This is a genomic window from Actinomycetota bacterium (assembly GCA_035765775.1).
Taxonomy (GTDB): Bacteria; Actinomycetota; CADDZG01; order JAHWKV01; family JAOPZY01; genus DASTWV01.
Genome location: DASTWV010000009.1, coordinates 66,791 through 80,683 on the forward strand (window position 1 = coordinate 66,791; position 13,893 = coordinate 80,683).

Sequence of the window (13,893 nt, forward strand, 5' to 3'; positions counted from 1 at the left end):
GTCTAGGTCGTCACCCTACGAGGTCCCCGAAGAGGTCCCGGAAGCGACCTTGGTGCTGAACTTGGAAGGGCACTTCGCCAGGACGTCCGAGGCGTTGAAGGTCCCCGCCGTGCTCCCTACCCCCATCGCCCCCTCGGCCACCACCGTCACCCCGGCGGCGAAGGTGTCGGGTAGGACGGCATCGGTCTTGACGGGCACCGAGACGTGGTTGTCGGTGATGCTGAAGGAGGTCTCGGCGCCGTTGTGCACGATCGACCCCTTGTCCACCACCCCGGCCACCCGGATGGTCTGGTTGGCCTTGTAGGAGCCGGCGAGGAGCTCGGCGGGCGTGCGGTAGTAGTCGGTGGCGCCGGACAGCGAGAAGCCGATCAGGCCCGCCACCGCAAGCACCACGACCGCGGCAGCAATACCAAAGCGGACCCGGGGGCTCATGACTCGACCATCTTAGTAAAGGGTGCCCACTGGAAAGGCTGTGGAACGCTGCCGGAAGGGTGGGCGCGTCTTCCTTGTAGGGTGACATCTCATGCGGGGTGGTCGTGCGGGCTGGGCGGTCCTGGGGCTGGCGCTGCTCCTCGTGGTGCCCGCGTGCTCCTCAGGCACGCCCAAGGCGGCAAGCTCCACGGGGCCCGCGGCCTCGGCGCCCGCTCCCTCACCGTCGCCCTCCCCGTCGCCCATCCCCATCCCGAGCGGCCCCCCGGTGACCACCGGCCAGGCCGCCGGCAACAATTTCCTGCTCTTCCTCGGAGGCGACCTGAACAGCTACGCCGTCACCCGGATCGAGGGCCAGCTGTTCCCGGGCAGCGGCGCCCCGGCGTCGATCGTGCCCCAGGTGCCCTCCCAGGACCCGGGCGACGCCGTGTTCGCCCCCGCCCTCTCGCCCGACCACAAGCGGGTGGCCTACGTGGAGCTGCCGGCTGCCACGCTGGCGTCGGCGAGCAACGACGGCGGCGGCCCGCTGGTGGTACAGAACGTGGATGGCACCGGGGCCAAAATGGTGGCCACCGGCGACAACCTGTCGCCCGCCTGGTCACCAGACGGCACCAAGCTCGCCTTCGTCCGGGGCGGCCAGCTGTACACGATGGGGGCGGACGGCTCCAACCAACAGTCGCTCGGGATCAACGGCACCGTCGACTTCCACGTCTCCTGGTCGCCCGACGGCACCCGGATCGCCTTCGGCGCCGGCAACCCGGCCCAGGTAGAAATCGTCACGTTGGCGGACAAGTCCGTGGCCCCGCTCGGCTCGGTCCCGCAGGCCGGCAACCCCACCTGGTCGCCCGACGGCTCCAAGCTGGTGTTCTTCGAGAGCGGGTCGAACGCCCTGTTCGTGGCCAGCGCCGACGGGTCGGGCGCCCAGCAGCTCACCACCTGTGCCGACCCGTGCACCCGGGACCTCGAGCCCTCCTGGTCCAAGGACGGCACCTACATCGCCTACACCCGGGCGACGAACACCAACGGGGTGCTCGACCAGCAGATCTGGGTGGTGCCGGCCGCCGGCGGCACCCCGCAGCAGGTGACCACCGGGCCGGAGGGCCACGCCTTCCCCAGCTGGTAGGGCCGCCGGCTGCCGGGCCGAGCGCGGCGTTCGATTCGCACGCGAAAAGCGGGCGAAGTGACCTGCGATGATGTGGGCGGCGCTCCGAGTCCGCTGAGGTCGGGGACATTCGTCCCGGGCAGTGGGATAAATGTCCCTGCGATGATGTCTTCGGCGGCCCCGGGTTGGCGTCTGACCCGCAAATGTCCTGGCCTTGTGCCCTGTTTGAGATCTGTCGACATCAGTCCGGGCCGCCCCGCCCTACGGCGTCGGCGAGGTGGGGATCTGCGGGATGGCCCCGCACGAGACGGTGGTCGAGTCCGTTCCCGAGCGCTGCACCACGATGACGTAGGGGGTCGAGGACAGCTCGTTGATGGTGGTCGTCGCCAGTGGGCTTGTCGTCGAGGAGCCCCGGATGACCGGGCTCAGCTGGAAGGCCACGGTCTGGTTGAAGGTCGTGCACGTCCCGGCGTGGATGCCGGCCGGCTCCTGCGTGGCCGCGGGGGCAGTCGGCAGGGCGATCTTCACCGTCAGCTCCAGCTGGGGCGACTCCAGGAGCTCGGCGGTCCCCGCCTGGCCGCCGTTGACCGCAGTCATGGTGACGTCGCTGGTCTGGCCGATCGCGTTGCCGCCCCCGATGGTGGGATTGTCGTTGGCGTTGGTGCACGCCGCCAAGGCGCCGGACAGGAGCACGGCGGCCAGCACCATGGCCCCCCGGCGTAGCCTCACGCTCGTCACGCCCGATACGCTACCGCTTGTACAGCCACCGGGGCGAGGGGGGAAACCTACGGGCCGCCCCGACCTCGTGCGCGGGCACACTAGGATGGAGAAGCGGCCTGGTGCCCCGGCTGGCAAGCACCAGACAGCACCGGAGCACGCAGGCACAGGCGACAGCGAGGAGGCGGCGTGTCCGAATACGACGTTGTGGTGGTCGGAGGCGGCCCAGGCGGGTCGTCGGCGGCCTACTTCCTGGCCCGGGCCGGTGCCAAGGTGGTGCAGCTCGAGAAGAAGGCGTTCCCCCGGGCCAAGACCTGCGGCGACGGGCTGACGCCCCGCTCGGTGGCGGTCATGCGGGAGATGGGCCTGCACAGCGAGATCAAGACCTACCACAAGGCCGCCGGGATCCGGATCATCGCCACCAACAAGGAGCTGGAGCTCCCCTTCCCCAAGGCCTCCACCGCCCCGGACTACGCCCTGGTCCGGCCCCGCAAGGACTTCGATGCCACGCTCTCGGCTCGCGCCCAGGAGGCGGGGGCCGAGGTCCACACCCGCACCGAGGCCATCGCCCCGGTGATGGACGGCGACCGCCTCACCGGGGTGCGCTGGGTGCGCAAGGAGCCGGTGGAGGGCGGGGGCGTCGTCAAGGCGGACGAGGGGGTGTTCTCGGCCCCCTTCGTGGTGGTGGCCGACGGGGCCTCGTCCTCGTTCGGCCGGGCGCTGGGGATTGCCCGGCGGCCGGACACGCCGCTGGGCTTGGCGGTGCGCACTTACTACCAGTCCGATCGTCACGACGACGGCTACCTCGAGGCCTGGCTGGAGGTCCGCAAGGACGACAAGATGCTCCCGGGCTACGGGTGGCTCTTCCCAGTCGGCGACGGCACGCTCAACATCGGCGTCGGCCTTCTGTCCACCACCCGCCGGGAGCAGAAGATCAACCTCAACGAGCTGCAGCGGGCGTTCATCGACGGCCTGCCCAAGCACTACGGCGTCAGCCACGAGGGCCAGGTGGGCCCGTACAAGTCGGGCCGGCTGCCCCTGGGCTGGAACGTGCCAAAGCCGTATGGCAAGGGCTGGCTGGCCATCGGCGACGCCGCCGGGGTCATCAACCCGCTGACCGGCGAGGGCATCGCCTACGCGCTCGAGACCGGCAAGCTGGCGGCCGGGATGATCGCCGGGGCGCTCACGGACGGCACCAGCAACGAGCTGCCCGCCTACCGAGAGGCCATCCGGGACACCTACGGCGGCTACTACAAGCTGGGCCTGGACTTCCTCAAGCTGATCTCGCACCCGCGGACATTCGAGACGCTCACCAACATCGGCATGCGCTCCAAGGCCTGGATGACCTTCCTGGTGCAGGTGATGGTCAACGTGGCCGAACCCCGGGGCGGCGGCCCGGGCGACCGGACCTTCCGGGCGGCGGTCAAGGTGTACGAAAAGCGTCTGGAGGATCTCCCCGACCCGGTGATCCCGCCCCCCAGCGCCCGCCGGGTCAGCGGCAACGGCGTGCAGACGGCCAACGGCGTGCAGACGGCCAACGGCGCCAATGGGGCAGGCACGGCGGCCAAGGAGCCCACGGAGGTCGGTTCGTGAGCCTGGGCGCCTATACCCCGATCCTGCTGCTGACGCTGCTGCTCCTCGTCTTTGCCGCGGGCTCCTTCGTCGGCGCCACGATGCTGTCGCCCAACCGCCCGACGGTGGCCAAACTCTCGCCTTACGAGTGCGGCATCGAGCCGATCGGCATCGACGTCACCGAGCCGTTCCCGGTCAAGTTCTACGTGATCGCCATGCTGTTCATCGTCTTCGACGTGGAGTCGGTATTCCTCTTCCCGTGGGCCGTGGTCTTCCGGTCCCTCGGGCCGGGGGGCGTCGCCGAGATGGCGGCCTTCGTGGCCTTCCTGCTGGCGGCGTACGTCTACGTCTGGAAGCGGGGTGGCCTCGAATGGGAGTAGACGAGAAGATCGATCCGCAGGGCCCGCCGGTCCCGCCCCCCGGGCTGCGCCTGGGTGGGGGGTCGCTCGGGCGGCGCGACGCCGAGCCGCACATGGGCCTCAGCATCGTCACCGGGCTGCTGGACAAGGTGGTGGACCAGGCCCGGCGGGCAAGCCTGTGGCCGGCCACCTTCGGCCTGGCGTGCTGCGCCATCGAGATGATGGCCTCGGGTGCCAGCCGCTTCGACCTCGCCCGCTTCGGGATGGAGGTCTTCCGGGCCTCGCCCCGCCAGAGCGATCTCATGATTGTGGCCGGGCGGGTGTCACAGAAGATGGCTCCCGTGCTGCGCCAGATCTACGACCAGATGCCCGACCCGAAGTGGGTCATCTCGATGGGGGCGTGTGCCTCGTGCGGGGGCGTCTTCAACAACTACGCCATCGTTCAAGGGGTGGACCAGGTCGTCCCGGTGGACATGTACGTGCCGGGATGTCCGCCCCGCCCGGAGATGCTGATGGATGGCATCCTCCGGTTGCACGACCAGATCGTTGCAGGGCGGTACCGGGAGCGACTCGAGCAAGCCTAAGCGGCCAGTAGGCTTTGCCCCGCCCGGGTGGCCCCCCACCCGGCCGAACCGGTCCGGACGCAGTACCAGCTTCGCAGGGTGTGCACCTTAGGCGCGTAGGAGCGGCACGACGATGAGCGATGTGGCAGCGGCGACAGTCGAGACCGTGATGGCCAAGTTCCCGGGAGAGGTCAACGCCCGGGCCGGTGGCCCCGGCGAGGCCGTGGTGACCGTGGAGCTGGCCGCCTGGCCGAAGGTGGCCCGCTGGCTGGCCACCGAGGGCCGCTTCACCTTCCTCTCCGACCTGTGCGGGGCCGACTGGCCGCACCGCCGCCCGCGCTTCGACGTGGTGGTCTCGCTCCTCGACATGAGGGGCCCCCGTCGCCTGCGGGTCGTGGTCGGCGTGGAGGACGGCAGCCCGCCGACCCTCCCCAGCGTCACCGAGATCTGGCCGGCAGCAAACTTCTTCGAGCGGGAGGCCTTCGACATGTTCGGGATCGTGTTCAGCGGCCACCCGGACATGACCCGGATCCTCATGCCCGATGAGTGGGAGGGCCACCCGCTGCGCAAGGACTACTCCATCGGGAAGGTGCCCGTGGAGTACAAGAACCTCTCCCCCGGGCGGGGCTGATCACCATGAGCAAGCGACCACGGGTGGGCTCCAGCCAGGAGCTGGCCGACGAGTTCGAGGCCCGCTCCGCCGGCGCCTACGTCGAGGAGTGGGACGACAGCGGCCAGATGGTCATCAACATGGGGCCGCAGCACCCCTCCACCCACGGCGTGCTGCGCCTGCAGCTCACCGTCGAGGGCGAGATCGTCCGGGACTGCAAGCCCATCATCGGCTACCTGCACACCGGCATGGAGAAGGAGTGCGAGGACTCCACCTGGCGCCAGGCGGTGACCATCGTCACCCGGATGGATTACCTGGCCCCGTTCCACAACGAGCTGACCTATGCCCTGGCGGTGGAGAAGCTCCTGGGCATCGACATCCCGCCCCGGGGCCAGGCGATCCGCATCCTCATGACCGAGCTGAACCGCATCAGCTCGCACATCGTGTGGCTGGCCACCCAGGGGATGGACATGGGGGCGGTCTCGGTGATGCTCTACGGCTTCCGGGAGCGGGAGCTGCTGCTGGACTTCTTCGAGATGGTCACCGGGCTGCGGATGAACCACAACTACATCTGCCCGGGCGGCGTCTGGCAGGACCTGCCCGACGGGTGGCGGGCGCCGGTGGAGGACTTCGTGTCGATCTTCCCCGGCCGCCTGAAGGAGTACGAGGGCCTGCTCACCAAGAACCCCATCTGGCGCCAGCGCACCCGGGGCGTCGCGGTGATCTCCAAGGAGCAGGCGCTGGCGCTGGGGGCCAGCGGGCCCGTCCTGCGGGCCACCGGCATCCCCTTTGACCTGCGCAAGGCGTTCCCCTACTCGGGCATCGAGCAGTACAGCTTCGAGGTCCCCACCGCCACCGAGGGCGATGTCTTCTCCCGCTACGAGGTGCGCCTGGAGGAGATGCGCCAGTCCCTCGGCATCGTCAAGCAGGTGCTGGCCACCATCCCGGACGGCGACTACAAGAACATGGACGCCAAGATCACGCCGCCGCCCCGCTCCGAGCTCACCCGCTCGATGGAGGCCGTGATCCACCACTTCAAGCTGGTGACCCAGGGCTACCCGGTGCCGGCAGGCGACGTGTACTCGGCGATCGAGTCGCCCCGGGGCGAGCTGGGCTGCTACGCCATCTCCAACGGGGAGACGATGCCGTACCGGGTCCACGTGCGGGACCCCTCCTTCGCCAACCTGCAGAGCCTGCCGCCGATGATGAAGGACACCCTGGTGGCCGACACCATCGCCGCGATCGCCTCGGTGGACCCCGTGATGGGCGGCGTCGACCGGTGACCGGACCCCTTCCCGGGCCTGCCGTGCAGGAGATCCTCGGCCGCTACCCGGCGGCCCACCAGCGCTCGGCCGTGATGCCGCTGCTGCGCCTGGCGCAGGAGCGTGAGGGCCACGTCACCCAGGAGGCGATGCACGAGATCGCCGGCATCCTGGGCCTCACCCCGGCTGAGGTGCTGGCCGTGGCGACCTTCTACTCCATCTTCCACCTGAAGCCGAAGGGGCGCCACGTGATCAGCGTCTGCCACAACCTGTCGTGCAGTTTGATGGGGGCGGAGGAGATCCTCGAGCACCTGGAGGAGGCGCTCGGCGTGGGGCCGGACAGCGAGACCACGCCGGATGGCGCCTTCACCCTGGAGCATGCCGAATGCCTGGCGGCGTGTGACATCGCCCCGTGCGTGCAGGTGGACTACGACCGCATGCTCGGCCCGGTGACCCCCCGGGATGTCGATGCACTGCTGGCCGAACTGCGGACCGGGGCCGGGGGAGCCGCATGACCGACCGCATGATCGATCCGGTGGTGACCAAGCGGTGGAAGGCCCACCCCGAGGACTCGTTCACCATCGAACGGGCAGTGGCCGATGGGGCCTACGAGACCCTGCGGCTTGCCCTGTCTACCGAAACCCCGCAGAGCCTGGTGGACAAGGTGAAGGCGTCGGGGCTCCGGGGCCGGGGCGGGGCCGGCTTCCCGACCGGCACCAAGTGGTCCTTCCTGGCGAAGGACGTCTACCCGCGCTACCTGGTGGTCAACGACGACGAGGCCGAGCCGGGGACCTTCAAGGACCGGGAGATCACCGAGCGCGATCCCCACGGGCTGCTGGAGGGCGCCCTGATCTCGGCCTACGCCACTCAGGCCTCCCGGGTCTACATCTACTGCCGGGGCGAGTTCAGCCTCGGCTACCGGCGCCTGCAGCAGGCGATCGAGGACGCCCGGGCACGCGGGTTCATCGGGGAGCACATCTTCGGCTCGGACTTCTCGTGCCAGGTCGAGGTGCACCGGGGGGCGGGGGCCTACATCTGCGGCGAGGAGACGTCCCTGCTCGACTCGCTCGAGGGCTACCGGGGCCAGCCCCGCCTGCGCCCGCCCTTCCCAGCGGTCAAGGGACTCTACGGCGCCCCGACGGTGGTGAACAACGTCGAGACTATGGCCACGGTGCCGCACATCGTCCGCCACGGGGTGGACTGGTTCCGCTCGATGGGCACCGAGCAGTCGCCGGGCATGAAGATGTTCTCGGTGTCCGGCCACGTCGCCCGCCCGGGCAACTACGAGGTGGCCCTCGGGCTCACCTTGGGCGAGCTCATCGACGTGGCCGGGGGCATGGCGGCCGGGAGCACCTTCAAGGCGGCGATCCCGGGCGGCTCCAGCGCCCCCTGGGTGACCGATCTCAACATCCAGATGTCCTTCGAAGCGCTGGCCGCCGCCGGGACCATGCTGGGCTCGGGCGCCGTGGTGGTCTTCGACCAGACCACGTGTGCGGTCCGCATGGCCACGATCAACACCCGCTTCTTCAACATCGAGAGCTGCGGCAAGTGCACCCCCTGCCGGGAGGGCACGTGGTGGATGCGCAAGGTGCTGGAGCGCCTGGAGGGGGGCGAGGGCCGGCAGGAGGATGCCGACCTGCTGTTCCAGCTGTGCGAGGACATGCTGCCCGAAGCCGGGGCCCCCGCCAGCGGGCGGTCGTTCTGCGCCCTGGGCGACTCGGCGGCGTGGTCGCTGCGCTCGATCCTGAAGCTGTTCCCGGAGGAATTCCAGGCGCACGTGGACGAGGGCGCCTGCCCCCTGCCCCAGCGCCGGCTCTTCCCGGCGCACGCCTCGGCCGGTCACGGGAGCGCGGCATGAGCAGCGTGCGCCGGCTGGCGGCCGGGACCGCCTTCCTCACCTGGATCTTCTGCTACTCGCTCCTGCACGACGCCGAGCAGTTCTACTCCCACAAGCAGGTGACCAAGGGGCTGCCCGGCTGGCTGGTGGTGGTGCTGGGCCTGTCGCTGTTCATCACCATCGCCACGGCGGTCAGTGCCCTGATCAAGCTGCCGCTGTGGCCCTGGCTGGCGATGGCGGGCGGGCTGATCGTCGTCGGCGCCACCCTGGCGACGCACTGGGCCGCCCTGCACAGCGCCGCCACCGCCCTGCGGGCGGCCGGATCGCCGCATCCGGCGGAGGGATTCGGCGCGGCGGTGAGGGAGTCACTCAAAGCAGGGGTGCTGCCGGTGTTCTTCTCCACGGCGGCGCCCGTGGTCCTGGTCGCCACCGGCCTCATGGGCTGGCGCTGGGGCCCCCGCCACCTCTTCGCCGTCGAACCCGGAACCGGGCCCGGAACCGGGCCTGGAACCGAGCCGGGAGCTGCCGGTGCCTGATCCCGTGACCATCACCCTCAACGGCACCGAGGTGGTTGCCGATCCGGGCCGCATGCTCATCGACGTCGCCGAGGGCCTCGGCATCTTCGTCCCCCGGTTCTGTTACCACCCGGGGATGGCCTCGGTGGCCGCCTGCCGCATGTGCCTGGTGGAGGTCGAGGGCCAGCGCAAGCTGCTCCCGGCCTGCGCCACCCCGGTCACCAACGGCATGGTGGTGCATACGGACTCCAAGCCGGCGGTCGAGGCGCAGAAGTCGGTCCTGGAACTGCTGCTCATCAACCACCCGCTGGACTGCCCGATCTGCGACCGGGGCGGCGAGTGCCCGCTGCAGGACCAGGCCCTCGGCTTCGGCCCCGGGGTCAGCCGCTACCGGGAGCCCAAGCGCCATTTCAAGAAGGCCCTGCCGCTCTCCGACCTCGTCACCCTCGACCGGGAGCGCTGCGTGCTGTGCTGGCGCTGCGTGCGCTTCTGCCGGGAGGTGTCGGGCGACAAGGAGATCGAGCTCATGGACCGGGGGTCGGTCTCGCAGATCAACCGGGGGGCGGCCGAGCCGTTCGACTCCTACTTCTCGGGCAACACCATCCAGATCTGCCCGGTGGGGGCGCTGACCGCCACCCCGTACCGCTTCGTGTCCCGGCCCTGGGACCTGCTGGCCACGCCCACCGTGTGCTCGTTCTGCGCCGTGGGCTGCCCGTTGTCGATCGAGCGCCGGGGCAACGAGGTGCTGCGCGCCCAGGCCCTCCCCAACGAGGCGGTCAACCGGTACTGGAACTGCGACAAGGGCAGGTACGGGCACCGCTACGCCTCGCACCAGGACCGCCTGACCAGCCCGTTGCTGCGCCAGAGCGTCACCGCGCCGGACGGCACCACGCAGGACACCTTCGAGCCGGTCACCTGGTCGGACGCGCTCGACGCGGTCACCGAGGCGCTCGCCCAGACCGAGGCGGTCTTCGGGCCCGGCTCGGTGGGGTTCATCGGCGGCTCGCACGCCACCAACGAGGACCTCTACGCCGCCTCGGTGCTGTTCCGGGACGCCGTGGGCACCGCCAACCTGGACTTCCGCACCTTCGACGCCGCCTTCGAGTACGGCAACTTCGGCCCGGGCGGCATCGTCGGTTCCACCGCCAAGATCGAGGACCTGGACCACGCCTCGGCGGTGCTCTGGTTCGGCCCCGACCCCAAGGAGGAGCTGCCCGTGCTCTTCCTGCGCCTGCGCCAGGCGGCGATGGCGGGGGCCAAAATCTTCGTGGCACATCCCCGGCGGATCAGCCTGTGCGCCTTCGGCACCCACCTTGCCTACACCCCGGGCAAGGAGGCGGAGCTGCTGGCGGCGCTGCAGGGCGACGAGGCCGGCTGCGGGGTGCCCGCCGAGACCCTCGCCACTGCCCGGAGCGCGCTGGCGGGGGAGGGGGTGGTGCTGTGCGCCGGGCAGCAGTTCCCCGGCCGGCGCTGCCCCGAGGCCACCGAGCGCCTGGGACTGTGGGCCGCGGCGGTACACCGGGAGGGGCGCGGAGGGCTGTTGCTGTGCGTGCCCAACGCCAACTCGCAGGGGGCGCTCGACCTCGGGGTCTACCCGGGTCTGGCCCGCGGGCAGGTGCGCGCAGGGTCGGGGCTGGGCACCATCGACATCCTGCGGGCCACCGCCGAGGGCCGCATCAAGTTCCTGTGGGTGATGGGCGCCGACCTCACCCGGGACGTGCCCGACGCCGCCCTGGTGGACCGGGCCCTCCGGTCGGGGGCCTACATCGTGGTCTCCGAGCTGTTCCCCACCGCCACCGCCCTGGCCGCCGATGTCGTCCTCGCCGCCGCCTCGATGGCGGAGAAGGAGGGGACGATGACCAACCTCGAGCGCCGCATCCAGAAGGTCAACCCGGTGGTCGGCTCCCCCGGGGGTGCCCGGGCGGACTGGAACATCTTCCTGGAGGTCGCCACCCGCCTGGGGCACCACCCTCCCGAGACCGCGGAGCCGGAGCGCGAGGCCCGACACGGGAGCTGGTTCACCGCCAAGGGGGTCTCCGAGGAGATCGCCCGCACGGTCCCCACCCACGCCGGCCTGGACTGGGATGTCCTGGGCGACCCGTGGGCCCCAGTATCCGGTCCCGCCGACATGCCGCCCGAACTCTGGCACGCCGCCGGCGAGAGCGGGCCACTGCCCCGCAACCAGCTGGCCCCCAGCCAGGAGGCCGCCCTCCCGGGGCGGGAGCCGATCCTGCCCGGCCGGCGCATGACCACCTCCTGGCCGCTGGCCTGGGAGCTGCGGGCCGTGGACGCCACCAAGCACCAGGGCTGGGTCTGGCCGGCGGTCGCCGGCGAGGCCGGGGTCGCCCCGGCACAGCCGGCCATCGTCGGCTCGCTGCCGGCGGCGCCACCTGCCGGGAGCCTCATGCTGCTGGCAGGCCGGGCGATCTATGACGGCGGGGCGATGGTCACCCGCGCCCCGGACCTCACCTCGGTCACACCGCCGGCCTTCGTCGAGCTGCACCCCGACGAGGCCGCCGCCCGGGGCCTGGCCGAGGGCCGGGTGGTCACGGTGCGCTCGGCCCGCGGCTCGCTGTCCGCCCCGCTGCGCTGCTCGGCCGACACGCCCCAGGGCGCCGTCTTCGTGCCCTATGACCAGCCCGGCTTCTCGGCCAACACGCTGATGGATGCCGGTGAGGCCGCCACCTATGTCGAGGTGGGCGCATGACTGTGACCGCACTGATCAGCCTGCTGATCGTCATCGTGAAGATCGTCATCGTCTTCATGGTGCTCAGTGTGTTGGTGGTGTTCATCGTGTGGTTCGAGCGCAAGGTGGTCGCCCACATGCAGAGCCGGATCGGCCCGAACCGCTGGGGACCCTACGGCCTGCTCACCAGCCTGGCCGACGGTGTGAAGCTCTTCTTCAAGGAGGGCATCGTGCCCACCACTGCCGACCGGGTCACCTTCCTGCTGGCGCCCGGGGTCTCGGTGATCGCCGCCTTCCTGGCCTTCGCCCCCATCCCCTTCGGCACCCAGGTGGTGATCTTCCACCGGCACGTCAGCTTCCAGATCACCGACCTCAACGTCGGGCTGCTGTGGGTGCTGGCGATGGGGTCGCTGGCGGTGTACGGCGTGGTCCTGGCCGGCTGGTCCAGTGGCTCCAAGTACCCGCTGCTGGGCGGCATCCGCTCCAGCGCCCAGATGATCTCCTACGAGATCGCCCTGTCGCTCTCCCTGGTGCCGGTGGTGATGTCGGCGGGCTCGCTGTCGCTGCGCTCGATCGTGGCCAAGCAGGGCGGCACCATCGGCCACATCAACTGGTTGGGGCCGCTGGGCAACGTGGGCAAGGCGGTGCCCCACTGGTACGTCTTCTACCACCTGCCCGCCTTCCTGATCTTCCTGCTGGCGGGCGTCGCCGAGACCAACCGGCCGCCGTTCGACCTCGCCGAGGCCGACTCCGAGCTGGTGGGCGGCTACCACACCGAGTACTCCGGCATTAAATTCGCCATGTTCTTCCTGGCTGAGTACCTGCACGTCGTGACCATCTCGGCCGTGGCGGTCCTGCTGTTCTTCGGCGGGTGGAACGGGGTGCACTTCTCGTTCCTGGGATGGCTGTGGCCGCTGGCGTGGTTCGTGGCTAAGACCTTCTTCTTCGTGTTCTTGTTCGTGTGGCTGCGGGCGACCCTCCCCCGGCTGCGCTACGACCGCCTGATGGAGGTGGGCTGGAAGGTGCTCATCCCGGCAGCGCTCGCCTGGCTGGTCATCTCGGGCGCCGCCATGGCAGGAGGTGTCTGATGCCGGACAAGCCCGAGAAGCGCCAGAGCGTCCTGACGGCCACCGCGGCCGTGGCCCAGGGTCTGTGGATCACGCTGCGCCACCTGGGCCGCAAGCCCATCACCATCCAGTACCCCGAGCAGCACCGGGAGCCGTTCCCCCGCTTCAAGGGGCGCCACGTGCTGGACCGCCACCCCGACGGCCTGGAGAAGTGCATCGGCTGCGAGCTGTGCGCCGGTGCCTGCCCGGCGGACGCCATCCTGGTGATCGGGGCGGAGAACACCCCGGAGGAGCGCTACTCGCCCGGGGAGCGCTACGCCCGGGTCTACGAGATCAACTACCTGCGCTGCATCTTCTGCGGGCTGTGTGTCGAGGCGTGCCCCACCGAGGCCCTGGTGATGTCGCACGCCTACGACCTGTCCGCCGATGCCCGGGACAAGTTCATCTTCACCAAGGAGATGCTGCTGGCCGACGCCCCGCTGCAGCGCCGCCCGTCGCAGGAGGACCTGGCGGCGGGCGAGGAGGTGGGTGACTTCCGCATCCTGAAGGAGGGCCTCGCCCGGGCCCGGGCACTCAGCGCAGCCGAAGGCGCAGCGCCGGGCAACACCGGCGGCGATGCCGGGGGTGGTTCGCCGGCGTGAACGCCCAGATCGTCGTCTTCATCATCGCGGCCATCGTGGCCATCGGGGCCGGGATGGCCCTGGTCCTCAGCAAGAACGCGGTGCACGCCGCCCTCTTCCTGGTGGCGGTCCAGCTCGCCCTGGCCATCTTCTTCCTGCTGGAAGGCGCCTTCTTGGTCTCGGTGCTGCAGATCATCGTGTATGCCGGGGCCATCATGGTGCTCTTCATCTTCGTGGTCATGCTGCTGGGCGTCGACCAGGAGGAGGTCCTGGTGGAGCCGCTCAGCTACCAGCGCCCCTTCGCCGTCGGGCTGGGCCTCCTGCTGGCCGCCGAGGGCACCTACCTGGCCCTCACCCAGCACATCCACGTGAGCACCACCTCGGTGGCCGCCGGGGCCACCGGCCTGTCCCGCCCGGTCCCGGGCGAGGGCAACGTGGCGGCGGTGGCCCGCTACCTCTTCACCAGCTGGGCGCTGCCCTTCGAGGCCACCTCGGTCCTGCTCGTGGTGTCGGTGGTGGGCGTCATGGTGCTGGCCCGGAGGCGCACGGTATGA

General features: G+C 70.4%; 14 protein-coding genes and 1 pseudogene. 13 read left to right on the plus strand and 2 right to left on the minus strand.

All coding sequences use genetic code 11. From position 1 onward, the window contains the following. Positions 1 to 15: 15 nt before the first annotated feature. Positions 16 to 432: a cytochrome c maturation protein CcmE gene (locus tag VFW71_01560; protein ID HEU5001453.1), complete on the minus strand. Its 417-nt coding sequence runs from the start codon at positions 430 to 432 to the stop codon at positions 16 to 18. Between the two features lie 91 nt (positions 433 to 523). Between VFW71_01560 and VFW71_01565 the strand changes: the two genes are divergently transcribed. Beyond that, positions 524 to 1,552 (plus strand): hypothetical protein, encoded by a 1,029-nt coding sequence (locus tag VFW71_01565; protein HEU5001454.1) that lies wholly within the window; start codon positions 524 to 526, stop codon positions 1,550 to 1,552. Positions 1,553 to 1,792: 240 nt separating this feature from the next. Here the strand turns inward: VFW71_01565 and VFW71_01570 are convergent, their stop codons facing one another. Next, a complete protein-coding gene (locus VFW71_01570; protein HEU5001455.1) occupies positions 1,793 to 2,269 on the minus strand; it encodes a hypothetical protein in 477 nt (158 codons plus the stop codon). A 168-nt stretch (positions 2,270 to 2,437) separates the two neighbouring features. Here VFW71_01570 and VFW71_01575 point away from each other — a divergent pair, with 168 nt between their 5' ends. From VFW71_01575 to VFW71_01630, 12 genes and pseudogenes are all read left to right on the plus strand, one after another. Continuing rightward, the gene (locus VFW71_01575; GenBank protein HEU5001456.1) at positions 2,438 to 3,841 is read left to right on the plus strand and encodes a geranylgeranyl reductase family protein; all 1,404 of its coding nucleotides are present in this window, start codon (positions 2,438 to 2,440) and stop codon (positions 3,839 to 3,841) included. A gap of 2 nt (positions 3,842 to 3,843) precedes the next feature. After that, on the plus strand, positions 3,844 to 4,200 hold the full coding sequence (gene ndhC / locus VFW71_01580) for an NADH-quinone oxidoreductase subunit A (protein ID HEU5001457.1): 357 nt from the start codon (positions 3,844 to 3,846) through the stop codon (positions 4,198 to 4,200). 92 nt (positions 4,201 to 4,292) lie between these two features. Next, positions 4,293 to 4,733 (plus strand): annotated as a pseudogene (locus VFW71_01585) (NADH-quinone oxidoreductase subunit B family protein). A gap of 142 nt (positions 4,734 to 4,875) precedes the next feature. Next, positions 4,876 to 5,373 carry an NADH-quinone oxidoreductase subunit C gene (locus tag VFW71_01590; GenBank protein HEU5001458.1) on the plus strand — a complete coding sequence of 166 codons (498 nt, stop codon included), beginning with the start codon at positions 4,876 to 4,878 and terminating at the stop codon, positions 5,371 to 5,373. 5 nt (positions 5,374 to 5,378) lie between these two features. Beyond that, a complete protein-coding gene (gene nuoD, locus VFW71_01595; GenBank protein ID HEU5001459.1) occupies positions 5,379 to 6,635 on the plus strand; it encodes an NADH dehydrogenase (quinone) subunit D in 1,257 nt (418 codons plus the stop codon). After that, on the plus strand, positions 6,632 to 7,129 hold the full coding sequence (locus VFW71_01600; GenBank protein ID HEU5001460.1) for an NAD(P)H-dependent oxidoreductase subunit E: 498 nt from the start codon (positions 6,632 to 6,634) through the stop codon (positions 7,127 to 7,129). The genes nuoD and VFW71_01600 overlap by 4 nt, the downstream gene beginning before the upstream one ends. After that, positions 7,126 to 8,472, plus strand: coding sequence for an NADH-quinone oxidoreductase subunit NuoF (gene nuoF / locus VFW71_01605; protein HEU5001461.1), 1,347 nt, complete (start codon positions 7,126 to 7,128; stop codon positions 8,470 to 8,472). The genes VFW71_01600 and nuoF overlap by 4 nt, the downstream gene beginning before the upstream one ends. Continuing rightward, positions 8,469 to 8,987 (plus strand): hypothetical protein, encoded by a 519-nt coding sequence (locus tag VFW71_01610; protein ID HEU5001462.1) that lies wholly within the window; start codon positions 8,469 to 8,471, stop codon positions 8,985 to 8,987. Before nuoF ends, VFW71_01610 begins: the two co-directional genes overlap by 4 nt. Continuing rightward, complete coding sequence (gene nuoG / locus VFW71_01615; GenBank protein HEU5001463.1) at positions 8,980 to 11,673, plus strand: NADH-quinone oxidoreductase subunit NuoG; 2,694 nt, start codon at positions 8,980 to 8,982, stop codon at positions 11,671 to 11,673. The genes VFW71_01610 and nuoG overlap by 8 nt, the downstream gene beginning before the upstream one ends. Beyond that, positions 11,670 to 12,740: an NADH-quinone oxidoreductase subunit NuoH gene (gene nuoH / locus VFW71_01620; GenBank protein HEU5001464.1), complete on the plus strand. Its 1,071-nt coding sequence runs from the start codon at positions 11,670 to 11,672 to the stop codon at positions 12,738 to 12,740. Before nuoG ends, nuoH begins: the two co-directional genes overlap by 4 nt. Beyond that, positions 12,740 to 13,360, plus strand: a complete 621-nt coding sequence (gene nuoI, locus VFW71_01625; protein HEU5001465.1) for an NADH-quinone oxidoreductase subunit NuoI — start codon at positions 12,740 to 12,742, stop codon at positions 13,358 to 13,360. Before nuoH ends, nuoI begins: the two co-directional genes overlap by 1 nt. Continuing rightward, entirely contained in the window at positions 13,357 to 13,893 is a 537-nt protein-coding gene (locus VFW71_01630; protein HEU5001466.1) for an NADH-quinone oxidoreductase subunit J, read from the plus strand. The genes nuoI and VFW71_01630 overlap by 4 nt, the downstream gene beginning before the upstream one ends.

What these genes read in the sequence shown, in the direction of transcription:
- VFW71_01560 (HEU5001453.1), bottom strand. Translation starts at nt 432, where the DNA reads ATGAGCCCCCGGGTCCGCTTTGGTATTGCTGCCGCGGTCGTGGTGCTT.
- nuoF (HEU5001461.1), top strand. Translation starts at nt 7,126, where the DNA reads ATGACCGACCGCATGATCGATCCGGTGGTGACCAAGCGGTGGAAGGCC.
- VFW71_01590 (HEU5001458.1), top strand. Translation starts at nt 4,876, where the DNA reads ATGAGCGATGTGGCAGCGGCGACAGTCGAGACCGTGATGGCCAAGTTC.
- nuoH (HEU5001464.1), top strand. Translation starts at nt 11,670, where the DNA reads ATGACTGTGACCGCACTGATCAGCCTGCTGATCGTCATCGTGAAGATC.
- nuoI (HEU5001465.1), top strand. Translation starts at nt 12,740, where the DNA reads ATGCCGGACAAGCCCGAGAAGCGCCAGAGCGTCCTGACGGCCACCGCG.
- VFW71_01565 (HEU5001454.1), top strand. Translation starts at nt 524, where the DNA reads ATGCGGGGTGGTCGTGCGGGCTGGGCGGTCCTGGGGCTGGCGCTGCTC.
- nuoD (HEU5001459.1), top strand. Translation starts at nt 5,379, where the DNA reads ATGAGCAAGCGACCACGGGTGGGCTCCAGCCAGGAGCTGGCCGACGAG.
- VFW71_01610 (HEU5001462.1), top strand. Translation starts at nt 8,469, where the DNA reads ATGAGCAGCGTGCGCCGGCTGGCGGCCGGGACCGCCTTCCTCACCTGG.